This window comes from Sporolactobacillus sp. THM19-2 (genome assembly GCF_004153195.1).
Classification (GTDB): domain Bacteria; phylum Bacillota; class Bacilli; order Bacillales; family Sporolactobacillaceae; genus Sporolactobacillus.
Genome location: NZ_SEMC01000005.1, coordinates 32793 through 57187, shown reverse-complemented (window position 1 = coordinate 57187; position 24395 = coordinate 32793). Strand labels below are relative to the sequence as shown.

Below are 24395 nucleotides of genomic sequence, written 5' to 3'. Positions count from 1 at the left end.
GATGGCTTATGATATGGGCATTCTAAATTTATGATATCTTATACGGTTAACCCGTCTTTCCGGTCTGTTTCACCCGGCATTTGCTTTCTTGCCTGATCCACTATCTCAAGAACGCGAACTACAGAATTGTAGTTTTTCAACAGGCTCCCGTATTCTTTCTCCAGTTTTCTGTATGCCTGATCAAGCATTCTATTTTCCGCTTCCAGCCTTCTGACTTCATTCTGCAGTTCCGGATTTAACGAAGAGGAGAGACTTAGTTTCAGCTGATTCAGTAATTCAATGGTTTCATCAATGGACGTGCCGGTATTCTCCTTAAACTCAGCGGAAAATGAATCTGATGCTTCTTTCGCAGAATGCGTTTTCTTTCTTTGCTTCTTCCTTGCCTTACGTTCACTCTTTGCCTGACTCAGTTCCTGCACATATTGTTTCCTGACTGTAGAATTCCAGCGAAATCCACAGGCGGCGGCTGTACGCGACAGCATAGATCCTGCCTCGGCAAAAGCAGCAAGCTGGGTACTTCCTGACTTGATATGTCTGAGAACCGCTTCAGCAAGTTTGACATCTTCAGCGTGGGACCAGGCATCTTGTCGAATGGACGGCATAACTTTTCCCTCTCTTTTCTCATAGAATGGATGCGATCAACGCCCCTGTTCCAACCCTATGCACTTAATAGGTTCGATAGAATAAAAGAGAGGCAAACTTTTTGCTGTTCAGAAAGAAGAGAGGGAAGACTTGTTTTCGAAAGGTGAGCATCTAAAGCAGAATGCAACACATTTATTTAACAAAGCAAGGCAAAAAAAGAGAAGCATGCGCTTCTCGGTTTTTTCATCAGTCTTTTTCAATTACAGTTTCACCTTTGTATGAGCCACAATTCGGACATACACGGTGTGCCAGTTTATATTCTCCGCAGTTATCGCATTTCACCATGCCCGGAACGGTCAGTTTGAAATGTGTACGCCGCTTATTCTTACGTGTAGTTGACGTTCTCCTTTTAGGTACTGCCACAGTACGCACCTCCTCAGAAAATCTATTTAATCGTCAAAAAACTTCTTCAGTTTTTCCAGCCTTGGATCAATCTGCTGTTTCTTCGTCTGATCAGTAACCAGCGACCAGCCTTCACCGGAAAGCCGGGCAGACTTAGCCTTCTCACTGACCACACGCATAGGTTTCTCTACCAGTATGGCTTCCACCACGTAGGGCACAAGATCAATTTGTTCATCTGTTATCCGATGAACAAACGTGTCTTCCGGGGCCTCAGAATTATCGAAACCCGGCAGCAGAAACGTTTCTGAAGTATGTGTCTGAAAGGGATAGTCAACGTCTTCCAGAGTTACGGCACAAGGCAGAACCATCGAGCCGCTGATCGTCAGATAAAAGGTAAACGACCGTTTGGAGAACTGGACGTCCCCCTCAGCGTCAACCACAGATACTTTTCTTACTTCAGGATCCGCTTGAAAAAGTTCCAGAGGCAAATGAACCTTTTCGTGAAATGCCAATCCTTCCTGCTTATGTTTCAGCAATTCGGGAACTGTCCATGATAAAGACATAGGGTACCACCTCTAGACAACAAATGTTATTATAATATCTGCCCAAAAGAATGTCAATCAGTGTCACACTGCTTTTCATATTCATACAGGTTAACCGGCCGGCCATTTTCTTATACAGGTATAATTATGATAAAATGACTCAGGTGAGCTCTTCTATTACTCGAAAAGGATGCAGAATCGATGAAAATAGCCGGAATCATAACAGAATATAATCCGTTGCACAACGGGCATCTTTATCAATTGAACTGGATCCGCCACGAACTTCATCCCGATCTGATGATCGTTGTCATGAGCGGCGATTTTGTCCAGCGCGGTGAACCGGCCGTTCTGTCAAAATGGGATCGAACGCAATGGGCACTAAGAGCAGGGGCTGATCTGGTGTTTGAACTGCCTTATATTTTTTCTGTCGGAAAGGCAGATATTTTTGCGCTCGGAGCCGTTTCCATTCTGGATCAGGCAGGGGCTACACATCTGATATTCGGCAGCGAAGACGGCCGGATCGATGCATTTATCCGAACCGTCGATCTGATTGAAGCACACCATGCCGCATATGATCGTGCGTTAATGAATGCTCTGCATACGGGATTGAGTTATCCTAATGCACATGCAGCGGCCTACCGTCTGATAGCTGAAAGGGAAGCGGAAAATACGATTGATCTGACCCAGCCGAATAACAGCCTCGGCTTCCACTACATCCGGGCGATAAGAAAATTGAACAGTTCCATGACTCCGATCACCTTGAAACGAATCCAGTCTGACCACAGTGACCCTGGTTTCCATCAGGATGCCCGCATCGCCAGTTCAACAAGTATCCGCAGTCATTTACTGAATCAACAGGCTGATGAAAGTCTGGAAAACAAGGTCCCTGATTATGTTTATTCTTTACTGATGAACCGGAAAACATCCGGCTGTCTGATGGATTGGAATGCTTGTTTTCCCTATCTGAAGTATCGGCTTCTGTCTTCTACACCCTTGCAGCTGAAAGAAATCTATGAGTGTGAGGAGGGCATAGAACACCGCCTTCTGTCCTGCATCAGATCAGCTGAAAGTTTCAGACAGTTTATTGGTATGGTAAAAACGAAACGTTATACCTGGTCGCGACTGCAGAGGCTCTCAACGCATATTCTGACGCACACGCTAAAAGAGGAAGTCAGGGAACCTGCACAGAAGGGTGAGCTATCATATCTCCGGCCGCTCGGTATGAATTCGAAAGGGCAGAACTGGCTTTCCCACATGCGTAAACAGTTTCAGGTCCCGTTGATTTCAAAAATTCATAAACATCACCCTCCGCTTCTGGACGCTGATTTGCGGGCTGCCGGGATTTATGATTTCATTTCCGGCAGAGCTTCGTCATTCCTACCGGACACAGGCCAGATCCCCCTCCGTTTCAACGAAATCAAAGGTCTTTTTCAAGGTAATGGAAGCTCCCGCCAGTAAGAGACATGATCAGTTCCTCGTCTTTTCCAGATAACGGACGGCGTCTTCAAACGTTTTGACTGGGACAATTTTCATCTCAGAACCGATCTCTTTAGCCGTTTTTTTCGCTGCTTCATACTCATGCTCAGCTACAGGGGCAAAAAAGATATCTGTCCCTGATTGATCTGCTCCGACAATTTTTTCAGAAATGCCGCCGATCGGTCCTACTGAACCATCTAACTCGATCGTTCCTGTCCCGGCGATATCTCTCCCCGCCGCCAGATCCTGTTTCGTCAGCTGATCATAAATTTCCAGTGTCATCATAAGACCGGCTGAAGGACCGCCAATATTCTGAATATCAAATTTCACCGGCGGATTGACATCCACTTTGGCCTGTTCACTCTGATAGATACCGATCCCTTCTTTTTTTCCGGCTTCGGCAAGACGCTTCGGAAATTTTCCAATTTCAACAGAAACGGTTTTTACCTGCTTGTTCCGGACAATCGTCAAAGCCAGGCGATCCCCTGCCTTTTTCCCTCCGATGAGCGCATTCATATCCTTAATCGAAGTAATCCTGTGGTTTCCCATGCCGATAATGACATCTCCGCTCTTCAGCACCTTGCTTGCAGGCATGGAGGGGATCACATCAAGAACGAGCACCCCCTGCTGTACAAGTTTCGGATGTTTTCCAGCCGTTTTATAGGCAATATACGCAGCACTTTGCTGGGCACCGGTCATGTAATTTTTCTGTCGCAGGTTATACGCTGTATCATCCTCATCGGGCAGCCGGATATTCTTTTCCCGAATCAGAGTCGTGTACTTGTTTCCGTCAAATTTGGCCCAAAGATATTGATAAATATTGGCCTGACCCAGATATATGTATACCAGTCTGTAATTACCATTGACGGGATAAGCATCACTGACTTTTACCATACCGGCCATGGACTGGGCTTTTCCGGGGCTCTGTACAAAATAAGGAAGCCTGATGAAAAATAATGTGAGCAGCGTCAGGGCCAGGACCATAATCAGGCCCTGAATAATTCTTCTCCTTTTTCGCAAACAACCAGCCTCCTCTCATCACACTGCAGGGCATGACCTTAGTCTGCAGAAACGGGATGATATATGTACTTATTTTATTATGAGATATTTCCTGTTTTTGGTCTACTTAAAAGGTCAGTTAAGTATATGTGATATAGGACAAGAAGTCCGCACCGCTGCGATACATAGAAAAGGGGAATCTCATGGGACGTACACGACACGCAACCTATTTTCTCGGAATATGTTCCGCAGGCATTGCCCTTTTAATGATTATTTATCCGGAGACGGCCGTACGTGCCTCTTTTCAGGGTCTGCAAATGTGGTGGGAGAACGTATTCCCTGCCCTGTTTCCTTTTTTTGTTCTGACCGAGCTGATGATCGGTTTTGGTGTTGTTACGTTTGCCGGCGTTCTGCTTGAACCGGTCATGCGGCCGGTATTCAGGGTTCCGGGTATTGGCGGATTTGTGTTCATGATGGGTCTTGTTTCCGGCTATCCGGCCGGTGCACGGATGACTGCCCAATTGTATAAAGAACAGAAACTGACAAAATCTGAGGCAGAGCGGTTATCCAGCTTTACAAATTTCAGTAACCCCCTCTTTCTGTTCAGTGTGACGGCCGTACAGTTCTTCCACCAGGCTTCGCTCGGCATCGTGTTTGCACTGGCTCATTATTTCGGAAATATCGGGGTAGGACTCATCATGCGGGCATATAAGCCCTTACCTTTTCAGAAAAAAAGAACCCATAGTCACTTCTCATTATTTGCAAGAGCACTGAGAAGCATGCACAGTGAACGAATGATCAGATACGAGCCCCTCGGTAAAATGCTGGGAGATGCCGTGATCTCATCCGTCCGTACATTACTTGTAATAGGTGGATTTATCATGCTGTTTTCCATGCTTTACCAATTGTTCAGAGAAACCGGAACGGTAACCTGGATCGGTTCGATTACTGGACCACTTTTTGAATTAGCAGGACTGACACCGGAACTCGGTCAGGCCTTGTTGCCGGGAATCTTTGAAATGACTATCGGGGTACATGAAGTTGCGGTAACAGGCGCCCCTGTGCTGGAACGGGTAATTGTCGGCAGTGCTTTACTGGGTTTCTGCGGTTTTTCCATCCAGGCTCAGACGGTCAGTATTCTTTCTCAGGCCGGTCTCAGTGCGAAACCGTTCCTCATCGGCCGGCTGATTCACGCCATACTTTCCGGTATCGCAGCCTTCCTGTTCTATCACATGCTGCACATCGGAGAAAAGATGACGGGACCATCTGCTGTTCCAGCGACTGCCGGCTCGCCCGTTTATTCCGAAATTCAGCTCGGACCCATCATGACTGCTTCAGTCCTGATCCTTTTCATTCTTATTCTGCTGAAAAGAATGCAGTCCGGGAGGCATCAGTGAGCGCTGTTACTGATTCGCATATTTATTCCGGATCGCCGTTTCGACGACATCCGGCACCAGACCATGCACAGAACCTCCATATTTAGCCACTTCTTTGACCATGCTGGAACTTAGAAAAGAAAATCGGTTACTGGTCATCATAAAACATGTTTCAATCTCCGGGTTAAGATTTTTATTGATTGAAGCAATCTGAAGCTCATACTCGAAATCAGATATTGCTCTTAATCCACGTAAAACGATGGATACCTTTTTTTTATGTACATAATCCATCAGGAGACCATCAAATGAATCGACTGTGACATGTCTGAGATCTTTCGTTGCTTCAGTAAGCATCTCCACTCGCTCTTCGACTGAAAACAGCGGATCCTTTCTTGAATTATTCAATACAGCGACAATGATGTGATCAAATACGGAAAGACCGCGTTTTATAATATCCAGGTGTCCGTAAGTCACCGGATCAAAACTGCCTGGATATACGGCTGTCTTTTCTGTCACAATGAATCACTTCCCTGATTATCCTTTTTAAACTGATATATCGTTATGGCCGTTCTTCCCTGATAGGTCCGATGTTTCCATACATTGAGCGCCTCTCCGAACGATTCAGGAAGGCTGACCTGAACATCGTGTTCGGCAATGATCGAAGCCTGATGGTTCAGCAGGTTTCTACTGAGAAGCCTCTCTATATCCTGAACAAGATGTTCTTTTGCATAGGGCGGATCCAGAAAAATATAATCAAAGGTGTAACCGTTTTCAGCCAGTTTTTCCAGTGCCATCAGCGCATCAAGACGATAGATCCTGCTGCGATCGGAATAGCCGCAGTGAACCACATTTTCGCTGATAATCCGGCAGGCTGCTGCTGCCCTGTCAACGAATACCGCAGAATCCGCGCCTCGGCTCAGGGCTTCAATACCCAGTCCGCCGCTTCCGCCATACAGGTCAAGTACAGAGCCCTCATTAAAATAAGGGCCGATCATATTAAACAGCGATTCCTTTACTTTATCCGTGGTCGGGCGCGTCATCCGTCCGGAAACGGTTTTAAGCGCCCTTCCTCTGTTTTCTCCGGCAATCACTCTCAAATGTCAGACAATCCTTTCGAAAATAGATCCTTCATGTATAGAAACACGCAAACAAGTGAATAATAGCTGCTGGCAACATCTCTAGTGATGTTGGCCCAACCGCGGATACTTACGTTTCCCCATAAGTTTTCCGCCGGTTTCTCCTCTCCCATTGTCTTGCATCTGTTGATGCATGAAGACACCCGCAGCTTGTCTGCGGGGTTTTTTCATACTTTAAAAGAAGAGGAAAAACTATTGTTGAAAAAATGGTTCAGAAAAACGAAACCTCCGGCGGCGCCTGCAACCTGCGCACCATATTAATTAAAGACACTGTCTCTTTCTTCGTTCTCTGTTTTCCCATTCTCATATGTCGTCTTTATCTCCTGCAAATGAGAATAGTCAACCTTCCGGACAAATTTAAGTTTAGACAATTTTTCAACGACGGAATTCGTCGCTTCATGGTTACAATATAATACCGCATATTTCATTCTTTTTGAAACGTAATGTAGATACCCGTAACGCTTCAGAATACGCAGGTGCTTCGTATGATAAAGCCAGATGATTAAACCATCTCTCTCTTGGATCTGCATATGATATGAACACCTCTGTACAGCTTTTTCTATCCGGATATTCCGCTTATGCCGAACGGGTTGTGCGGCATTTGCACTTACCACCGGCACCGCACCCTGCATTGCATGCACGGTCAAAGAAAGGATCACCGGTTGGTACTTTGACAGACTTGGAAACAGATCGTGCAAGTTCAAGGCTGACCTGTCCAAGCAGATCGTCCAGTTCCTTCTCTGCATGCTTATAATCGGCTATCACGGGATGCAAGTCAACTTCCCGCTTGACATCCATCATTTGCCTGATTACCTTTTTAAAATCAGGATGATATCTTCCAAAACGTTGCACTTCATTATATTTTTCACGGATGATTTTAAATTTACGAATAACCTGCTGTGCTGAGGAGCTGGCTGCAACATGATTTCTGCAAATCATATATTTCTCATAGAGTTCTGAGTGTGTCAGCATATCAGCGAGTTGTTCCGCCTCGTCAAGTAACGACACACTTTCCATTGTAACCATCATATTCCCCACCTCCGACTTAACTAAAATATACAACAAATGAATGGAAAGTTCCATTCATCCGTCAGACTTCACCCTTCATTCTCCTGTATTTTTCGACGTCATTGACTGGGCCATACTCATCAGCATGGAGATCATAGCTGCATTTTCGCTGAAACGATCAAGTCTCTGGCTCATGGTTCGCCCATAGAAAAGATCTGCCGCTTTTTTAAGCCGGCCTGTTTCCCATGGCGATCGGGACAATATCCTGTACCATTCGGGATGCAGCCGTACAAATATCAGTTCCTCGGGTCTGTCATGCAGATATTGCTGAATTTCCGGTCTCATCCGGAATCAATCCCTTCTGAAATAGAATGGCGGTCTGCGTCCGTCTTCAAGAGATCTGTCCTGCCCGCTCTGCCCCTGTCCCTGACTGTCTGTTTTTGTCTCCTGCCTGAACTGGCCAATGAGGGTCTGAATTCCGGTAATTGCACCGTTCAGCGTATTCAGCCTCTCCTGCCATTGCCGGGTATCAATGTGGTCTACTTTTTCCAGAATTTTATGCCATGACAGTTGCGCGCCTGTTTCTTTTTTTTGATCCGACTGATCCGACTGATTCGAACGTCCCCCGTACTTTTCCCAGATCTCATGGGATTCACCAAAGATGACCCAATCATCAAAGACTTCGCTCCACTTTTTATCATGCTCCCGAACATAGGTAATGATCTTGGGATTTCGGCGTAAAAAAGCTTTAAAACGTTTCTTTGCATCGTTCGTTCTGTCTTCAGTCATCTCTATTGCCCTCCTTCCCGCCGGGTCCTTTACAGCTCAAGGACCAATCAGCGCATTCTTTTCCAGAATCATTATATTCATGCAGGAGGGCTTCTGTGCCGTCAGCAGGTTTGTTATTCAATCCATTTAAAAATCCTGAGGCGTGACAAAATCCTGTGTATAAAAATTTTTATAAGAGCCAACGCCCAGTTCAGTATACATGTCACTTAAAAGATTCTTCCTGTGATCGATACTGTTCAGCCAGCCAAGAGTGACCGCGACGGCGTCCGGATATTTTGCAGCAATATTCTCACCGGCAGCTCTGAACCGGATGTTTTCCCTTTTCAGTCTGGCGCTTAAATCACCTGACCACTTTGAATCATGTGAAAAATATTTTTTGGTATACATTTCTCTGCTGTGTTTATAGGCTGCCCGATGTGCTGCTTCACTCCATCTCAGGGGTTCGAGATGGAACCTCTTTCTGAACACATTACTCATATCGAGAATTTGCTTATCTTCTGCCTGATTAACCGTTTCCCATTCCTTATCATTAAGTGTTTCCTGAGGCGAAGGTAACTGCCCGCTGTAGGTCATGGAATAGGGATGCTGTTCAGCGAGTACCTTTGTCGTCATATATCTTACCCCGGCCAGCCGGTCGGTCACATGGTCAAAGTTAAGCTGAACCCACCCTTTCCCAAATTTAATCAGAGGACGGACCATCATATCTTCCTCGTTTAATTCAAAATGAATCGATGTCCCTCTGTAATTAAGAGAAGGCGTATCACTGACCCGGACCTGTGAGTAAACTTTCTGTGATGCCTCACCCATTTTAAAAGGGGGAATGGACAGCTCTTTACCCAGGGCATAGATCGTCGTCACCCGTTGGGTCTGATTGTCAATACCAATCTGCAGATAACGTTCAGAGTTTCTTCCGTATATATACCACTCATAACCGAATGGGGTTGGATCGATCCGCTCCGGCTCACCTAAATCCCGGGTAATTTCGGATACCTGTTTACCGATAAAGGTGTGAATACCACTTTTCGGAACCTTAAAATCGGATTCCATATGCGAAGAACCTGCAGTCGTTCTCGGATCCTGATTGGAGTCTGACTCGTCTGATTCAGGAAAACTGACCAGACTGAGGAGAAAAGTTGCTGCAAAAACCATTACAGCAATCAAAAAAATAGCGATATTGGTTTTGCGCATACGATTCCCCTTCTTTCCTCATGATTGTCTCAGAGTCATTATACTGGTACTATTTACGTATGAATACAGGAAATGTTCCTTTTTCCCATTTTTTTTCGGAAATAGCGCGTCACTCGCCATACAGAATAACCAGAATTTTATCGTGCTTCAGTGAAGCCTGGCCGACACCTGTCAGGCTGTATTCCCGGTCCATACTGATCTGTTCCTGATTTCTCCACTGCCTGAGTATCTGATCCGGGTTTTTAACTTCTTCAGCAGTGAGATGAAGGACCTGCACATCGATTTTGACGGATCCTCTTCCCAGGCTGTGCATCAGGCGTTCAATGTTTTCCGGTTTCACCCTGCGCGATTTACCGGAGGCAAGTTTTTCTGCTTCACGGCGCGCAAACCGGAACAAATCCCAGTCGGGTTCGAGGGGAGTGAGGCCAATCCGTTTCCGCTGCTGATTCATTTCTTCAGCCACCCGTTTCTCCAATGCACCAACAGGTGTAAAATGCTTTTCTGAAGGCTTCACCTCGGCGATGCTGCGTGTATTGGCAGCCTGTCCCAGGGAAGAAGAAAAAAAAGGCCCCGATATCCCGCTCTCTGCCAGGAACAGAAAAAGAAAAACGAGCAGTCCGCTGCAGATTCTTTTCACACTGAATCCTCCCTGCCGAAAAATGATGATCCGTACCCATTTTCGCCAGTATCTGCGGCTGATAAACGTTTTTCTCCACTGAATTTCTCGTCTGATCCCAGCCATTTAGCCATATAAAACGTGTCAATCCATGTTTCCCCGACCTTCAGCGCCCCTCTTCGGATCCCTTCAACCCTGTAGCCTGAAGTCCCAAACAGAAGCATAGCCGGCCGATTGACAGAGGCCACCGTCAGTTCCAGGCGCACAATGCCTTTTTCTTTTGCCTGAACTTCCGCTGCATGAACAAGTCTTCTTCCACATCCCTGCCTTCTCCGATCACCTCGAACAGCCAGCATGATCTCTGCCCGATGCATCGCCTGTGGCAAACGATTCCCCTGCAGAAGAAGATAACCGTTCATCACCTCTCCATCTTCTTCAGCAAGAACCGTCATATGATTCTGTTTCAGAAGGGCACGGAGCATGTTTTCCGGATCAGCTTTCGACATGATGGCCTCTCGGAATAACTCCGGAATAAAATCACTTTCCCGCGACAGTTGAGTGATAAGAGGTAATAAACGGCCGGCATCTTCCGGCATGATTTTTATTATTTTGCTCACACGCACACGCCCTCCAGAAATATTAATCTCCTGTTTAGTCTATTTCGGATCGCGTGCAAACATGCTCCAGAAAAAGCCGCAGCGGACTACTCACCGCCAAACTGCTGAATTTGATTATAGATGCCGGTAATTTGTTCAATGGTACGCATCATTCCTGAATCGTGCAGGAACTGAGGAGTCAGCCTGCCGTCTATAAGCTGTGCCTGCATCCCGTTAATGCCTTCCCGGAGTTTTTCATTTTGTGTAATCATCTGATCATGCAAGTCACTGACTATTTTCGGAGCTTTTTGTTCGTTAAAACTCAAAATATCTTCCTCCATGGTCTGTAACTCTTCCTTAAGCTGGCGCTGCGCCTGCCTGTCTGTTATCGCATTTCCTGAAAGCGAAGGCAGATCCTGTGCAAAGCTGCTTACCTTACTGACATACTGAGTGGATTGATTGACGTAAGTCAGGACATCGTTGGTATCTTCGAGAAGGGAACAGCCCGTCAGGATCAGGGCCATGCAACCGGTCAGTAAAAGGCGTTCCATCTTTTTCATAGATATCTGTCCCTCCGATAAATATAAGACTTTTATTTTCCAGATATTGCAGCTGAAGTGAAAATACAAGAGGATAAAAGAAGCCTGGCGCCGGCAATACCCCGGCTGCACGTACACGAAAAAAATGTTTTTATCGTGAAAAAACCGGAGGGGGCGTATCCTCTCCGGCAGGTGAACAGTAATCAGTCTCAGTCAAAAAACGTGGCAACAATCATGGTCAGAAAAAGAAGAGTCATATAATTCAAAGACAGGATAAACATGACTTTTGACCATTTGGCCCTGTTTTTCGTAAACAGACCATAAACCGCATAGCCAAGCCATCCCGCCCCCATAATCAGCGCAGCTGTTAAATAAAAAACACCAAGGGGATAAAGTAATAACGAAGCGGGAATCAGTACCGCAACATAAATAACCATCTGACGCTGAGTGATCGCAAAACCTGCCACTACGGGCAGCATCGGTATTCCGGCGCGTCGATAATCTTCCACTTTTTTTATTGCCAGTGCAAGAAAATGAGGCGGCTGCCATAAAAACATGATAAGAAACAGAGTCCACGGAATCGGTGAAGCCATAGAGGGATCAATCGCCGCCCATCCGATAAGCGGGGGCACGGCACCGGCGAAACTGCCCACAACGGTGTTGATCGAGTAGGTTCGTTTCAGCCACATGGTATAGATCAGGACATAAGTGCAAAGTCCGATCAAACCAAACAATGCTGCGGCCGGTGAAGCAGTAAGAAGCAGGACCAGCCCGGCCAGTGACAGGAAGGCCCCCATTCTGAGCACTGTCGATCCATTGAACCTCCCTGTCGCAGAGGGTCTGTCACGTGTCCGTACCATCAGGGGATCAATATCCCGGTCAATATAGTTGTTCAAAGAACAGCCGCCGGCAATGACCAGTGCTGTGCCAGCCATGACAAAGATCACCGGCCAGAGGAAATCAGAAAGAGTCTGTCCGGTAAAGTAAAGAGCCAGCCAGACACCTGTAAAAGCGGTCATCAGATTTGAATTGACGATACCTATTTTTATGGTTGTCAGAACATCTTTTATAAGATGCCGCTCAGCCGGAGGATCATAGGAGGCAGTATTCCTTTCCAGTTGCTGTTCTGTAACCATCGTTTTGTTCATTTGTCTGCCCTCTTTCATCGGGACGCATGGCTGCAACCTGCGACTCATGCGTTCAGCTATTTATTCTATTGATTAGTTTAAAATTTCCGAATGAAAGGAGACATAATGACGTCTCCCTTTTTTCAGTAAACAGCTTTCACATTTATTATATATGATCTGGAATGCTTTGTCTTGAATTTAACACAATGCAATGATAAGCGTCACACTTATGAGTAACAATTGATCATCAGTATCCCGAAATCTGTTAAACTAGTGATGTGCGCGTATGATCAATCAGTGAAATGCCTGAGTGCCTGCCCGTGCATGCCTGTTCCGGCTCAATTTCAGTCACCTGGCAGAAATCAGGCGAAAGGCAGGCCACGGCTAAGTTCTCCTTCCTGAGAAGGATACGCCGTATAAGCTCTTTCAATTAAAATTCAGAAAAAGGTGATAGATATGAAAGACCGTCTACTGTGGGTATTAAGTATTGCCAGCGCCCTTGCTGTGCTGGTTGTCATTCTGATGGGAGCACTTGTTACGAATACGGGCTCGGCTTATGGGTGTGGAAACAACTGGCCGTTATGTAATGGTGAAGTGATTCCCTCCTCAACCGCGCATCAGACCTGGATTGAATTCAGTCACCGGGTCGTATCGGGAATCACAGCCATTCTTGTCGTTGTTGTGTCGGTCTGGATCTGGTTCAGGCTGAAACAGGTGAAAGAAGCACGGTTTCTTTCCATCGCAGCCGTCTTCTTCATTTTTCTGCAGGCGTTTCTTGGGATGGGCGCCGTGGTCTGGGGACAATCTTCAGTTGTGCTTGCGCTCCATTTCGGGGTCTCTCTGCTTTCCTTCGCAAGTCAGGTCCTGATCACTGTTCTGGTTTTTGAAGAAACGGATGCACATGCTCATCGAGTGGTGCCACCCATTAAGAAGGGGATGACATGGAATTTTATCCTGCTGAGTATTTATACATATATTCTGCTGTATTCAGGGGCATTCGTCCGGCATACCGAATCATCGCTCGGCTGCACGGATTTCCCGCTCTGTAATGGGCGTGTATTCCCCGAAACATGGATCAGCAAAGCAGGGGTTCAATATCTGCATAGAATTCTGGCGCTCGTCCTTCTGATCTGGCTAATCTGGACTTTAGTCGTTGTCATGAAACGTTACAGCAGCACGCCAAGCTTGTCCATTATCCTGTTTATCTCGGTGATACTGATTCTGCTCCAGGCAGTGTCCGGCATTTTCATTATCCAGACAGAGATGGCACTGATATTCCTTTTACTCCATGCCTTATTCGTTACCTTGTTTTTCGGGCTTCTGATGATTCTTCTGATGTTCAGTCTGCGAAGATCCGAGCAATAAGTCCGACTTTATCCTGTTCACGATCAGATTGGTCAGACGGACCTTTTTGAATCACCTGAATAAATAAAAAGAAGTGAGGAACCTATGTCCCTCACTTCTTTTTATTTCGCAGTCACTGTAATTCAATCATCAGATCGCCGGTTTCAATCACATCATTTTCATCAACATATATCTTTTTCACTGTCCCATCAGCCGGCGCCTGAACGGTGGTCTCCATTTTCATCGCTTCGGTAACAAGCAGGTGGTCCCCCTTCTTTACGCGTTCACCTGAGGTCACGAGCACTTTTACAACCGTTCCGGGCATCGTTGCGCCAATATGATTCGGGTTGTTCTTATCCGCTTTGGCATGCGCCACTTCAGTCGACTGCACGTTCATATCCTTAATGGATACTTCACGGGGTTGTCCGTTCAGTTCAAAATAAACCGTTCGCATGCCATCTTTCTGAGGGTGACCGATTGAAATCAGTTTGACGATCAACGTTTTACCTTCCTCAATATTTACAGCAACTTCCTCACCAAGACGCAGACCGTAGAAAAATGTCGGTGTTTCCAGCACCCCTATTTTTCCGTAAGACTCGCAGAAATGGAGATAATCCGTATATACTTTCGGGTAGAGCGCATAGGAAAGGACCTCGCAGTCTCTGAATTTCCTGTCAAATTTCTCCTCAAGTGTCGACCGAACTTCCTTGAAGTTGACCGGCTCAAGATATTTCCCGGGACGTTCTGTCAGAGGTTTTTGTCCCTTCAGCACGATACTCTGCAGTTCTTTCGGGAATCCCTGATAGGGCTGACCAAGCTCTCCTTTGAAGAAGCTAACGACCGAATCCGGAAAATCCATTGTTTCTCCTTTTTCGTAGATATCATCTTCAGTGAGATCATTCTGTACCATATATAAGGTCATATCGCCAACCACTTTGGATGATGGAGTGACTTTAACAATATCTCCAAACATCTGATTGACCCGGCGATACATCTCTTTCACTTCTTCAAACCGGTCACCAAGACCAACAGCAATCGCCTGCTGACGCAGATTGCTGTATTGACCTCCAGGCATTTCCAGTTTATAGATTTCCGCATTTGAAGTTTGCATACCGCTTTCAAAAGGAAAATAGTACTTACGCACTTTTTCCCAATAATGGCTCAGCGACTCAAGTGCTGAAATGTCCGCATCCGGACGTCTGTCACTCTCTGAAAGCGCATAATAGAGTGTGTTGGCACTTGGCTGAGAGGTCATGCCCGCCAGAGCCTCAACGGCCACATCAACGATATCAACCCCTGCTTCAACAGCTCTGACATAGGTATAGATCCCGTTCCCGCTCGTATCGTGAGTATGCAGATGGACGGGAACAGATACGGTGTCCTTTAATTCGGAAATCAGTCTGTATGCCGCTTCAGGTTTGAGCAGTCCGGCCATATCCTTAATCCCGATCATGTGTGCTCCGGCTGCTTCAAGATCTTTTGCCAGTTTTTTATAATAATCCAGATTATACTTTGTCCGTTTCCCGTCCAGTATATCGCCCGTGTAGCACATGGTGCCTTCAGCAATCTTCCCGCTCTCAATGACTGCGTCAAGTGACACGCGCATGCCGTCAAGCCAGTTCAGACTGTCAAACACGCGAAATACATCTACTCCCTGTGCTGCGGCTTCTTTGACAAACGCTCGGATCAGATTATCCGGATAATTCTTATACCCGACAGCGTTAGATCCGCGAAGGAGCATCTGCAGAAGAATGTTTGGCATTTTTTTGCGGATGATTCTCAGCCTTGCCCAGGGATCCTCACGCAGGAAACGGTACGACGTATCAAAAGTTGCTCCGCCCCAGGCTTCCTCAGAGAACAGGTTCGGCAACAGATGGGCCGTCTGAGCCGTAATTCTGGTAATATCTTTACTGCGCATGCGCGTAGCCAGCAGACTTTGATGAGCGTCTCTGAAGGTAGTATCGGTAAGCAGGACTCTGTGCTGGTTTTTTACCCAGTCAGCAACCCCTTTCGCTCCCTTTTCATCGAGAATTTGTTTTGTGCCTCTCGGATAAGGGTCAGATAATTTCACGTCTGGTACGGGGGGGACATCAAATACAGGTTTCTTATTTTTGGGTATGCCGGGATAACCATTTATGGTAACATTCCCGATATACGATAACATTTTTGTCCCGCGGTCAAGACTCTTTTCAAATACGAATAATTCCGGAGTCGTATCAATAAACGTTGTGGATACATTGCCGGAGAGAAAATCAGGATGCTGAACAACATTAACCAGAAAGGGAATATTGGTCTTGATTCCCCGGATTCGGAACTCTTTCAGATTTCTCAGCATTTTTGCTGCAGTGCCGCGAAAGGTTCTCGCACACGTACACAGTTTAACAAGAAGTGAATCGTAATAGGGTGTAATGACCGAACCGGTGAAGGCATTGCCCGCATCAAGACGTACGCCAAAACCGCCACCACTGCGATAGGCCACAATTTTCCCGGTGTCCGGCATGAAATTGTTGCTCGGATCTTCCGTTGTGACACGGCATTGAATGGCATAACCGGTTGTATGGATATCCTTTTGTTCAGGGATCAGAATCGGACGCTCATGAAGGCCATATCCTTCGGCAATCAGAATCTGAGACTGAACGATATCAATCCCCGTAATCAGTTCTGTAATAGTATGTTCGACCTGAACACGGGGATTGACCTCGATAAAATAATACGCACCGGAAGGGACAACAAGAAATTCAACAGTCCCTGCATTCAGATAGTTGACGCTTTTCATCAGCCGCACGCCGGCTTCACATATTTCCTGACGCAGTTTCTCACCCAGTCCTCTGCTCGGGGCTACTTCGACCACTTTCTGATGGCGACGCTGAACGGAGCAGTCGCGTTCATAGAGATGGACGGTTTCACCGCTCTGATCTGCGATGACCTGTACCTCGATATGTCTGGGGTTGTCCAAATATTTTTCAACATAGACATCCTCTTTGCCAAATGTCTGTTTCGCCTCAGATGTGGCGCGGGCAAAGGCCTCATCCACACTCTTTTCGCTGCGTACAATGCGCATCCCACGGCCGCCGCCGCCCAGCACAGCTTTAATGATAATCGGATAACCGTGTTCTCTGCCGAAATCTTTCACCTCTTCAACAGACGACACTGGTCCGCCGGTACCGGGGATCACCGGAATCCCGGCATTAACCGCAGCGGCCCGTGCTTTCGCCTTATCACCGAATATCTCCAGATGCTCCGGCTTCGGTCCGACAAAAATAAGACCTTCTTCATTGCATCGTCTGGCAAAGTCTGCATTTTCTGAAAGAAAGCCGTAACCGGGATGAATCGCATCGACCTGATGAGACTTGGCAATTTCAATAATACTATCGATATCCAGATAGGCTTCGATCGGGCTTTTCCCTTTACCTGTCAGATAGGATTCATCCGCTTTATATCGATGATAGGATCCAATATCTTCTTTGGAATAAATCGCGACAGTCCGTATCCCCAGTTCATTACACGCACGGCATACACGAATCGCAATCTCACCACGGTTTGCGACGAGCAACTTCCTAATAGGACGCTTTAACATTCTCTCTCTCCCCTTCATGTCTGTTGCCTGATCTTCTCATGTTGACAAATGCGGAAATATTGGTAAGAACACATATGGAAAAAACCATGATGATCAGCGAAGAGCCCCCATAACTGACAAATGGCAATGTCACTCCTGTTACGGGTATCAGGCCGGTCGCTGCGCCAAGATTGACAAACGTCTGAATGGCCATCATGCTTGAGATCCCAATCGCAATAAGGCTTCCAAATACATCTTTGCAGCGTATGGCAGTAACAAAGCCGCGGAACACAAGATAGGCGATACATAATATGACAAATAAAATGCCAAGCAGACCCAGTTCCTCACCAATGATTGAAATAATAAAGTCGGTTTGAGGTTCCGGTAAAAAGCCTGTCTTTTCTATACTTTTCCCAAGCCCCTTTCCTGTCAGCCCTCCGGAGGCAATGGCAATATAAGAATTAATCAGTTGCCGCCCGGTTGTATCGGCTACAGAAAAGGGATCATACGCTGCTGTAAATCTTCCCGTCTGGTTATCAGACAGGAAAACCATAAAGAATATCGCCACACCGGCTGCAGCCCCTCCGACAAGGGACAGTAAATGGCTCATTTTCAGACCTGAGCAGACAATCATCACGGCAGAAATGGCAATTAAGATCATGGCCGTCCCGAGGTCCGGCTGCATCCAGACCAGCATAAAGAATAACATGACAACACTGAGCGGGGGTAAAACAGCTGTACTGAAATGATCAATCGATTTCTGCTTATTTGAGAAGGTTGACGCAAGATAGAGAATTAATGTGATTTTCACAATTTCAGCAGGTTGTATGTTAAAAAAACCGATACGGAACCATGATGTGGCATTGTTCACATTATTCCCCAGAAAAATGAGCAGAACCAGCAAAACCAGTGTGACAAGCAACATAGGTTTCACCAGCGCGCGATAAGCCTGATAAGGCATAATCAGCCCGATCAGTCCAATCGGTACAGCTACTAAAAACCAGATCAGCTGTCTAATAAAGAAGTAACCTGGTGAAGTCTTATCCAGAACGGATACTGCCCAAATGGATCCTGCACTGAAAACCATAATCAGACCAAAGCTGATTAAGAGCAGCATCACAATAATCATGGAATAATCGTAATGATGAAACAGTTTTTTTAACATAACATCCACCTGAAAGACCTGTTCTCAACATGATTTCATCTGGCAGAAATATGGAGAATCATGAATCATGCAATCAAAAATCCGTATAAAAAAGCTCAAACCAGCCCCCTATTGAGTGTAAGTTTGAGCAAATGAGCAATTATTTTCGTGCTGCCATTGTTGCTTCATGCAGAGCGGATACCTGTCTCTCGAGTGAACTCAGGAGTTCCTTGCCCTCATCAGCACGTACAAGGCCAAGACGAACAGCAAAATCTATTTCACGGGAAAGGCCAAACATCTGAGTATCCAGTACTTCTTCATACAGGGGACACTGGGGCAATGTCAGGTTCTTCATCTGTACCCCGATCAGCTTCAAAATTTTATGCGCGTCCGCGTGAAGCAGCTCGCAGGCCCTCTCCCGTCTGCTTATCTTCATTTCCAAGGACAATTTGGTTCCCCCCTGCCTGTTGTTAACTACCTATTAATTATCTTACCTTCAATATAGGCAAAAATCAAGAATTATCATGCTGATACATGCGTCAGGATGATAAAAACTGCTATACTGAATGTATGGAGGAGGGTATAATTCATGCGTGTAAAATGTGCCCTGTGTGACAAAGTAGCTTATTTGGATGATCAATCGCCTCTTGCGAAAAAACTGAGAAACCGTCCCATTCATACGTATATGTGTGAATCATGCCGGAAAAGGATCAGTGAAAAAACGAGAGCTCGCTGGGCGACAGGTAAGTTCACGCTTCATCTGCCGGTAAATAAACGAAGAAAAAAATCAAAAAAGTGATGAATGATCGGTTTTCCCTCATACATCTGTGTGAGGAAGGATTTAACGTAAAGAAAGGCCTGCGGATTACCGCAGGCCTTTCTTCTTCTCACTCTATCCTCAGCCGTTATATTTCGGGATCCGGCTGCCGCGACGTTCGAAGCGTTCACGTTCACCCTTGTTCAGGATTTTTTTACGCATTCTGACACTCTTCGGTGTAATTTCGCAGTATTCGTCGTCGTTCAGATAAGAAAGGGAATTTTCAAGAGACATCTTTCTCGCTTCTTTCAAAGTTACGGTCTGATCCTTTGTGGAGGACCGAACATTGGACGCGTGCTTCGCTTTGGTCACATTAACCGTCAGATCATTTTCCCGGTTATGTTCACCGACGATCATCCCTTCATAGACATTGACGCCCGGTCCGACAAACATTTCTCCGCGATCTTCCAGAGATGCAAGTGAATAAGCAGTGGTCTGACCCTGATCCATGGATACAAGCACACCATTTCTTCTTCCTCCGATTTCCTCTTTTATAAACGGAGCGAAGTGATCAAAGGTGTGGTTCAGGATGCCGTATCCGCGGGTATCCGCCATGAACTGACGATTGTAACCAATTAATCCACGCGAAGGAATCATGAACACCAGACGGGTCTGACCTGGCTGGTCCTGCCTCATATCCTTTAATTCAGCCTTTCTCTGGCCCATCGATTCAATAACTGAACCGACATATTCTTCCGGTACGTCAATCTGCACGGATTCATAGGGTTCACATAGTTTCCCGTCGATTTCTTTTGTAATTACGGTCGGCTTCGATACAGACAGTTCATATCCCTCACGGCGCATCGTCTCAATCAGGATCGACAGGTGGAGTTCACCACGTCCGGAAACAATCCATGAATCATGAGAATTTGAAGCGGGTTCCACTTTCAGACTGACATCCCGTTCCATTTCCTGCATCAGTCTGTCCTCAATTTTCCGGCTGGTTATATAATCTCCTTCCCGACCGGCAAAAGGACTGGTATTCGGAAGAAAGGTCATTTTCATTGTCGGTTCATCTATCCGGAGCGGCGCAAGGGGTTCAATCTTATCCACATCATTGATCGTGTCACCGATATCAATATCGGAAACCCCGGTAATCGCGATAATGTCTCCTGAATAAGCCTCCTTGATTTCAACACGTTTCAATGCATAGAAGCCAAAGATCTTCGTAATCCGAAACTTCTCTACACTCTTTCCTCCATTTTTGACGAGAGCCGCTTCTTCGCCGACTTTAATTTTCCCTCTGTAGATGCGGCCAATACCAATACGGCCGACATAATCGTTATAATCCAGCATTGTGACCTGAAACTGAAGGCCTTCATCCCGATTATCAACCGGAGCCGGTACATCCTTCAGAATCATATCCAGAACGACACTCATATCCTGATCAACATGATCAGGATCTGTCCCTGCCACACCTTTGACGGCAGATGTATAGACAACAGGGAATTCAAGCTGATCTTCATCGGCACCCAGATCGATAAACAGATCAATCACTTCATCGACAACTTCCTTTGGTCTTGCCATCGGCTTATCAATTTTATTGACAACAACAATCGGCTTTAAGTGTTCTTCCAGAGCTTTCTTCAGCACAAAACGTGTTTGCGGCATACATCCTTCATAAGCGTCTACCAGCAAAAGCACACCATCAACCATCTTCATGATCCGTTCCACTTCACCGCCGAAGTCCGCATGTCCCGGCGTGTCAACAATATTGATGGTATGATCTTTATAAGTCAGGCTGGTATTTTTTGCCAGAATTGTAATCCCACGTTCCCGTTCGATTGCATTCGAATCCATCGCTCGTGTCTGGATATGCTGATTTTTACGAAAAGTACCTGATTGCATCAACAGCTTATCAACCAATGTCGTTTTCCCATGATCGACATGAGCAATGATAGCAATATTTCTTATCTCTTCCCTGCGTTTTGTCATTCTTCTTACTCTCCTCATTTATTCCAAAAATGGCAGACAGACTAAAATTTACACATGCACACCATTTTCTCACATCATTATCTGTTCTGTCAATTATTTCCCATGACTGATGAAACATTTTTTCATGTCCGGCTCTAACGTTTCCTGATTGTACTTTCGTTCACGGGACACTATGATTGATCATAGGAGGTGATCTCATGCAGTTTCTGTTCATCCTGCTCGCCTGTCTGGTTGTTGCCAGTCTGATAGGCATCGGCGGTGGTCTGGCCTATGGTAATCCTGTTGTCACCATGCTCAGCGTATTTGCCGTCATCCTGTTCATGTGGCTTGGTTTTTTCGTCAAAAGCCGCCAGCAGCATGCTGATAAGAAAAACCCGTGATCAACAACTGATTTGGGTTACGGTTCACGCAGAAATTTCCCGGACGCAACCTGCGACCGGATATGCCGGACCATATCCTGATGCAGTCCCGGCGCTGCCGCAAGGATTGAGCTTTTTGAAAGGATATCTATCGGCTGACCGTCAGCCCGGGTAGTCTGACCACCGACTTCATGAATAAGAATCAGCCCCGCACCATAATCCCAGGGCGAGAGCCGCATCGTGAAGTAGGCGTTAATTAAACCGGCTGCTACATAAGCCAGTTCAATCGAAGCAGCCCCGTAAGCACGTGTCCCGCTGCACTTAAGCAGGATATCCGTCAGCACATCCTGATCTATTCGCTTGTTTGGCTTGATCCATGTTGAACTGAGATCAATCAGAGCATCCTCGACTTTCACCGGCTTCAAGGGTGAAAGTCTCTTATTATTCAGATAGGCTCCACTGCCACTGATACAGTGAAAAAGTCCATCATTCATGACATCATATATATAAGCTGCTTTTCCCTTCCCATTTTCATAGATACCAATAGAAATGGCAAAGAAGCATTTTTGTTTCACAAAGTTGATGGTACCGTCTATGGGATCAACCAGCCAAAGAATGCCCTCCGTATCGGTCGGTTTATCGCCAAACCCTTCTTCAGAGATAATCTGATGTCCGGGATAGTATTTATGAATACGCTGAACAAGAAATTGCTCTATTTCCTTATCCATATTCGTTACCAAATCATTATGTGCGCTCTTTGTATGAACATCAAGAGAACCGGAGAGGGAGCGTCGCAATTTATTCCCTGCATCTCTGATCCATTCTGTCACTTTTTTTTCAAGGCTGATCCAGTCAGTCCTGTTCATCACTGTCACACTCCCGCCTGAACATCACATTTATACAAAACCGATATTGTTATTGTTCCCTTATACCAAATACTAACTCATTTTTACTGAAAAAGAAAAATCACCGCCTCGAAGGCGATGAATCGGTTTATATCCGGTTCACATGTCATTATATCTCAAGCAGAAGCATTTCCCGTCTTAATTCTTCAAGTTTACCCTTGCATTCTTCAATCTTCTTTACATCTTTATCAAGCAATGCCTGATGCAAAAGGCCCAGTTCTGAATCAATTTCGGCACGGAGGACAGGGATTCGTTTTTCAGCGTCCTTTCTGTTCAGGGTTTGATTCAATTGTTTCATGGCAGCCGCCACATCCCTTCAGATGATATTGGTAAAAGTATGTTAAAAGGGACAGGAATGATAAACTGAACGATTTTTATTGTTTCTTTAGCTTATGCCGGCTGAACCCGCTTATTGCCTTTCGTACGTGTTATTTTTTTCTTGTATTGAACCTAATTTATCAGGGTGCGGGAGTATCACAGATGTTTTATGACCCGTTCACGAAAAAAAGGCGGAGGGTAAAAGACCTTCCGCCCGACAGGACTTCATTTATCTGGCAATGTGAATCGGTTTGCCCAGGACAACATCTGCTGCTTCCATAGCCATTTCACCCAGTGTCGGGTGAGCATGAATGGTCAGCGCGATGTCTTCGGCGGTCATTCCGGATTCAATAGCAAGACCAAACTCAGCAATCATATCACTGGCATTGACGCCGACAATCTGTGCACCCAGTACCAGCCCGTCCGATTCACGGGATACAATTTTGATAAATCCGTCCGTTTCGCCGAGAGACAGAGCTCTGCCGTTTGCCGCAAACGGGAACTGTCCGGTCTTTACTTCATAGCCTTCTTTCTTTGCTTCCTCTTCCGACAGTCCGACTGTTGCAATTTCCGGATCTGAGAAGACAACAGCCGGCATCGCACGGTAATCGACTTCAGAAGGCTCCCCGCTGATGGCCTCAGCAGCCACCTTGCCTTCATAAGACGCCTTATGAGCAAGAGCCATGCCGGGAACGATATCACCGATCGCGTAAATATGATCTACTGATGTTTTCCCTTGTTTATCCACTTTAATTAAGCCCCGATCCGTCGTTTCCACGCCGGCAAGATCGAGTCCCAATTCCTTCGTATTCGGCCGACGTCCAACCGTTACCATCACGTAATCTGCTTCAAAAGTCTGTGGTTGTCCTTTTACTTCTGCTGTTACCTTGACCCCGGCAGATGACTCTTCCACACTTTTTGCCAGGGCTTCTGTGTAAATGGTGACCCCTTTTGCTTTTAATTTTTTCTTAACAGGAGCGATCAGCCGCTTTTCAAAAGCAGGAAGAATCGACGGGGTCCCTTCGAGTACAACGACCTCTGTTCCAAAGCCGGCAAGCGCAGAACTCAGCTCAATCCCGATATAACCTCCGCCAATGACAATCAGCTTCTTTGGCACTTCCTTCAGGGACAGAGCGCCTGTCGAAGAAATGACACGATCACTCCATTTAAAACCCGGAATTTCAATTGGGCTTGAACCTGTTGCTATGATGCAGTTATTGAACTTATATCGTGAAGACTCATAGCCATGATTCACCCGGATGACATGGGGTTCAACAAACAGAGCTTCACCTTCAACGAGTTCAATATCATGGGCTTTAAATAAACTTTTCACGCCTCCTGTCAGCCGGCTGACCACCTGGTTTTTCCACTCCTGAACCTTCAGAAAGTCAAGCGTTACATTTTCAGCTTTGATGCCGTACGCTTCTGAATGCGTGGCCTGCTCATACCGGTGACTGGCCGAAATCAATGCTTTGGACGGAATACAGCCTACGTTCAGGCAGACCCCGCCGACATGTTCTTTTTCAATGACAATGACTTTCTGACCGAGCTGTGCTGCCCGTATCGCTGCAACGTAACCTCCGGGACCTGCTCCAATGACTACCGTATCAACTTCTGTGGTAAATTCCCCAACAACCATCT

General features: G+C 46.1%; 27 protein-coding genes. 5 read left to right on the top strand and 22 right to left on the bottom strand.

Going from position 1 to position 24395, the window contains the following annotated elements; all coding sequences use genetic code 11:
- Positions 1–38 precede the first annotated feature (38 nt).
- The 3 genes from EWH91_RS06095 to EWH91_RS06085 form a co-directional block, all read right to left on the bottom strand.
- Positions 39–602 carry an RsfA family transcriptional regulator gene (locus tag EWH91_RS06095; protein ID WP_129929146.1) on the bottom strand — a complete coding sequence of 188 codons (564 nt, stop codon included), beginning with the start codon at positions 600–602 and terminating at the stop codon, positions 39–41.
- Positions 603–828: 226 nt separating this feature from the next.
- On the bottom strand, positions 829–1005 hold the full coding sequence (gene rpmF / locus EWH91_RS06090) for a 50S ribosomal protein L32 (RefSeq protein ID WP_129929145.1): 177 nt from the start codon (positions 1003–1005) through the stop codon (positions 829–831).
- 26 nt (positions 1006–1031) lie between these two features.
- Entirely contained in the window at positions 1032–1547 is a 516-nt protein-coding gene (locus EWH91_RS06085; protein ID WP_129929144.1) for a YceD family protein, read from the bottom strand.
- Between the two features lie 180 nt (positions 1548–1727).
- Between EWH91_RS06085 and EWH91_RS06080 the strand changes: the two genes are divergently transcribed.
- Entirely contained in the window at positions 1728–2984 is a 1257-nt protein-coding gene (locus EWH91_RS06080; RefSeq protein ID WP_129929143.1) for a nucleotidyltransferase, read from the top strand.
- A gap of 9 nt (positions 2985–2993) precedes the next feature.
- On the opposite strand, the gene EWH91_RS06075 is transcribed toward EWH91_RS06080, so the two are convergent.
- On the bottom strand, positions 2994–4022 hold the full coding sequence (locus EWH91_RS06075) for a SepM family pheromone-processing serine protease (protein ID WP_240697274.1): 1029 nt from the start codon (positions 4020–4022) through the stop codon (positions 2994–2996).
- A gap of 182 nt (positions 4023–4204) precedes the next feature.
- On the opposite strand from EWH91_RS06075, the gene ylbJ reads away from it, so the two are divergent.
- Positions 4205–5398: a sporulation integral membrane protein YlbJ gene (ylbJ, locus tag EWH91_RS06070; protein WP_129929142.1), complete on the top strand. Its 1194-nt coding sequence runs from the start codon at positions 4205–4207 to the stop codon at positions 5396–5398.
- Between the two features lie 6 nt (positions 5399–5404).
- Here the strand turns inward: ylbJ and coaD are convergent, their stop codons facing one another.
- From coaD to cyoE, 11 genes are all read right to left on the bottom strand, one after another.
- Positions 5405–5893, bottom strand: coding sequence for a pantetheine-phosphate adenylyltransferase (coaD, locus tag EWH91_RS06065; RefSeq protein ID WP_129929141.1), 489 nt, complete (start codon positions 5891–5893; stop codon positions 5405–5407).
- Positions 5890–6468 (bottom strand): 16S rRNA (guanine(966)-N(2))-methyltransferase RsmD, encoded by a 579-nt coding sequence (rsmD, locus tag EWH91_RS06060; RefSeq protein WP_326407536.1) that lies wholly within the window; start codon positions 6466–6468, stop codon positions 5890–5892. Before rsmD ends, coaD begins: the two co-directional genes overlap by 4 nt.
- A gap of 302 nt (positions 6469–6770) precedes the next feature.
- Positions 6771–7043 carry a YlbG family protein gene (locus EWH91_RS06055; protein WP_129929139.1) on the bottom strand — a complete coding sequence of 91 codons (273 nt, stop codon included), beginning with the start codon at positions 7041–7043 and terminating at the stop codon, positions 6771–6773.
- A gap of 46 nt (positions 7044–7089) precedes the next feature.
- Positions 7090–7539 carry a YlbF/YmcA family competence regulator gene (locus tag EWH91_RS06050; RefSeq protein WP_240697273.1) on the bottom strand — a complete coding sequence of 150 codons (450 nt, stop codon included), beginning with the start codon at positions 7537–7539 and terminating at the stop codon, positions 7090–7092.
- 78 nt (positions 7540–7617) lie between these two features.
- Positions 7618–7866 carry a YlbE-like family protein gene (locus tag EWH91_RS06045; protein WP_129929137.1) on the bottom strand — a complete coding sequence of 83 codons (249 nt, stop codon included), beginning with the start codon at positions 7864–7866 and terminating at the stop codon, positions 7618–7620.
- A gap of 6 nt (positions 7867–7872) precedes the next feature.
- Positions 7873–8310 carry a spore coat protein YlbD gene (gene ylbD, locus EWH91_RS06040; RefSeq protein WP_129929136.1) on the bottom strand — a complete coding sequence of 146 codons (438 nt, stop codon included), beginning with the start codon at positions 8308–8310 and terminating at the stop codon, positions 7873–7875.
- A gap of 126 nt (positions 8311–8436) precedes the next feature.
- The gene (locus EWH91_RS06035) at positions 8437–9498 is read right to left on the bottom strand and encodes a CAP domain-containing protein (protein ID WP_240697272.1); all 1062 of its coding nucleotides are present in this window, start codon (positions 9496–9498) and stop codon (positions 8437–8439) included.
- A 109-nt stretch (positions 9499–9607) separates the two neighbouring features.
- Positions 9608–10135, bottom strand: a complete 528-nt coding sequence (locus tag EWH91_RS06030) for a spore germination YkwD domain-containing protein (RefSeq protein WP_129929135.1) — start codon at positions 10133–10135, stop codon at positions 9608–9610.
- Positions 10132–10731, bottom strand: coding sequence for a GNAT family N-acetyltransferase (locus tag EWH91_RS06025; RefSeq protein WP_129929134.1), 600 nt, complete (start codon positions 10729–10731; stop codon positions 10132–10134). Before EWH91_RS06025 ends, EWH91_RS06030 begins: the two co-directional genes overlap by 4 nt.
- Before the next feature lie 86 nt (positions 10732–10817).
- A complete protein-coding gene (locus tag EWH91_RS06020; RefSeq protein WP_129929133.1) occupies positions 10818–11270 on the bottom strand; it encodes a DUF6376 family protein in 453 nt (150 codons plus the stop codon).
- Between the two features lie 188 nt (positions 11271–11458).
- On the bottom strand, positions 11459–12415 hold the full coding sequence (gene cyoE, locus EWH91_RS06015; RefSeq protein WP_483315825.1) for a heme o synthase: 957 nt from the start codon (positions 12413–12415) through the stop codon (positions 11459–11461).
- Positions 12416–12832: 417 nt separating this feature from the next.
- On the opposite strand from cyoE, the gene EWH91_RS06010 reads away from it, so the two are divergent.
- Positions 12833–13741, top strand: a complete 909-nt coding sequence (locus EWH91_RS06010; protein ID WP_129929131.1) for a COX15/CtaA family protein — start codon at positions 12833–12835, stop codon at positions 13739–13741.
- Between the two features lie 112 nt (positions 13742–13853).
- Here the strand turns inward: EWH91_RS06010 and pyc are convergent, their stop codons facing one another.
- The 3 genes from pyc to EWH91_RS05995 form a co-directional block, all read right to left on the bottom strand.
- Positions 13854–17297 (bottom strand): pyruvate carboxylase, encoded by a 3444-nt coding sequence (gene pyc, locus EWH91_RS06005; protein ID WP_129929130.1) that lies wholly within the window; start codon positions 17295–17297, stop codon positions 13854–13856.
- The gene (locus EWH91_RS06000; protein ID WP_129929129.1) at positions 17278–18441 is read right to left on the bottom strand and encodes an FtsW/RodA/SpoVE family cell cycle protein; all 1164 of its coding nucleotides are present in this window, start codon (positions 18439–18441) and stop codon (positions 17278–17280) included. Before EWH91_RS06000 ends, pyc begins: the two co-directional genes overlap by 20 nt.
- Positions 18442–18580: 139 nt before the next feature.
- On the bottom strand, positions 18581–18856 hold the full coding sequence (locus EWH91_RS05995) for an Fpa/YlaN family protein (protein WP_483315824.1): 276 nt from the start codon (positions 18854–18856) through the stop codon (positions 18581–18583).
- A gap of 153 nt (positions 18857–19009) precedes the next feature.
- On the opposite strand from EWH91_RS05995, the gene EWH91_RS05990 reads away from it, so the two are divergent.
- On the top strand, positions 19010–19219 hold the full coding sequence (locus EWH91_RS05990; protein WP_129929127.1) for a YlaI family protein: 210 nt from the start codon (positions 19010–19012) through the stop codon (positions 19217–19219).
- Positions 19220–19318: 99 nt separating this feature from the next.
- Here EWH91_RS05990 and typA read toward each other — a convergent pair whose 3' ends face one another.
- A complete protein-coding gene (gene typA / locus EWH91_RS05985) occupies positions 19319–21172 on the bottom strand; it encodes a translational GTPase TypA (protein WP_129929126.1) in 1854 nt (617 codons plus the stop codon).
- Positions 21173–21369: 197 nt separating this feature from the next.
- On the opposite strand from typA, the gene EWH91_RS05980 reads away from it, so the two are divergent.
- Positions 21370–21552: a DUF5325 family protein gene (locus EWH91_RS05980; protein ID WP_129929125.1), complete on the top strand. Its 183-nt coding sequence runs from the start codon at positions 21370–21372 to the stop codon at positions 21550–21552.
- 17 nt (positions 21553–21569) lie between these two features.
- On the opposite strand, the gene EWH91_RS05975 is transcribed toward EWH91_RS05980, so the two are convergent.
- The 3 genes from EWH91_RS05975 to lpdA all read right to left on the bottom strand — a co-directional run bounded on the left by EWH91_RS05975 (position 21570) and on the right by lpdA (position 24393).
- Positions 21570–22397, bottom strand: coding sequence for an inositol monophosphatase family protein (locus tag EWH91_RS05975; RefSeq protein ID WP_129929124.1), 828 nt, complete (start codon positions 22395–22397; stop codon positions 21570–21572).
- A 148-nt stretch (positions 22398–22545) separates the two neighbouring features.
- Positions 22546–22734, bottom strand: coding sequence for a hypothetical protein (locus tag EWH91_RS05970; RefSeq protein WP_129929123.1), 189 nt, complete (start codon positions 22732–22734; stop codon positions 22546–22548).
- A gap of 249 nt (positions 22735–22983) precedes the next feature.
- Positions 22984–24393, bottom strand: coding sequence for a dihydrolipoyl dehydrogenase (gene lpdA, locus EWH91_RS05965; RefSeq protein ID WP_129929122.1), 1410 nt, complete (start codon positions 24391–24393; stop codon positions 22984–22986).
- Between the last annotated feature and the right edge of the window lie 2 nt (positions 24394–24395).

What these genes read in the sequence shown, in the direction of transcription:
- ylbJ (WP_129929142.1), top strand. Translation starts at nt 4,205, where the DNA reads ATGGGACGTACACGACACGCAACCTATTTTCTCGGAATATGTTCCGCA.
- cyoE (WP_483315825.1), bottom strand. Translation starts at nt 12,415, where the DNA reads ATGAAAGAGGGCAGACAAATGAACAAAACGATGGTTACAGAACAGCAA.
- EWH91_RS06010 (WP_129929131.1), top strand. Translation starts at nt 12,833, where the DNA reads ATGAAAGACCGTCTACTGTGGGTATTAAGTATTGCCAGCGCCCTTGCT.
- EWH91_RS06080 (WP_129929143.1), top strand. Translation starts at nt 1,728, where the DNA reads ATGAAAATAGCCGGAATCATAACAGAATATAATCCGTTGCACAACGGG.
- EWH91_RS05990 (WP_129929127.1), top strand. Translation starts at nt 19,010, where the DNA reads ATGCGTGTAAAATGTGCCCTGTGTGACAAAGTAGCTTATTTGGATGAT.
- EWH91_RS05970 (WP_129929123.1), bottom strand. Translation starts at nt 22,734, where the DNA reads ATGAAACAATTGAATCAAACCCTGAACAGAAAGGACGCTGAAAAACGA.
- EWH91_RS06045 (WP_129929137.1), bottom strand. Translation starts at nt 7,866, where the DNA reads ATGAGACCGGAAATTCAGCAATATCTGCATGACAGACCCGAGGAACTG.
- EWH91_RS06085 (WP_129929144.1), bottom strand. Translation starts at nt 1,547, where the DNA reads ATGTCTTTATCATGGACAGTTCCCGAATTGCTGAAACATAAGCAGGAA.
- EWH91_RS05980 (WP_129929125.1), top strand. Translation starts at nt 21,370, where the DNA reads ATGCAGTTTCTGTTCATCCTGCTCGCCTGTCTGGTTGTTGCCAGTCTG.
- EWH91_RS06035 (WP_240697272.1), bottom strand. Translation starts at nt 9,498, where the DNA reads ATGCGCAAAACCAATATCGCTATTTTTTTGATTGCTGTAATGGTTTTT.
- lpdA (WP_129929122.1), bottom strand. Translation starts at nt 24,393, where the DNA reads ATGGTTGTTGGGGAATTTACCACAGAAGTTGATACGGTAGTCATTGGA.
- EWH91_RS05995 (WP_483315824.1), bottom strand. Translation starts at nt 18,856, where the DNA reads ATGAAGATAAGCAGACGGGAGAGGGCCTGCGAGCTGCTTCACGCGGAC.
- EWH91_RS06000 (WP_129929129.1), bottom strand. Translation starts at nt 18,441, where the DNA reads ATGTTAAAAAAACTGTTTCATCATTACGATTATTCCATGATTATTGTG.
- EWH91_RS06055 (WP_129929139.1), bottom strand. Translation starts at nt 7,043, where the DNA reads ATGCAGATCCAAGAGAGAGATGGTTTAATCATCTGGCTTTATCATACG.
- EWH91_RS06050 (WP_240697273.1), bottom strand. Translation starts at nt 7,539, where the DNA reads ATGGTTACAATGGAAAGTGTGTCGTTACTTGACGAGGCGGAACAACTC.
- EWH91_RS06020 (WP_129929133.1), bottom strand. Translation starts at nt 11,270, where the DNA reads ATGAAAAAGATGGAACGCCTTTTACTGACCGGTTGCATGGCCCTGATC.
- typA (WP_129929126.1), bottom strand. Translation starts at nt 21,172, where the DNA reads ATGACAAAACGCAGGGAAGAGATAAGAAATATTGCTATCATTGCTCAT.
- pyc (WP_129929130.1), bottom strand. Translation starts at nt 17,297, where the DNA reads ATGTTAAAGCGTCCTATTAGGAAGTTGCTCGTCGCAAACCGTGGTGAG.
- ylbD (WP_129929136.1), bottom strand. Translation starts at nt 8,310, where the DNA reads ATGACTGAAGACAGAACGAACGATGCAAAGAAACGTTTTAAAGCTTTT.
- EWH91_RS06095 (WP_129929146.1), bottom strand. Translation starts at nt 602, where the DNA reads ATGCCGTCCATTCGACAAGATGCCTGGTCCCACGCTGAAGATGTCAAA.
- EWH91_RS05975 (WP_129929124.1), bottom strand. Translation starts at nt 22,397, where the DNA reads ATGAACAGGACTGACTGGATCAGCCTTGAAAAAAAAGTGACAGAATGG.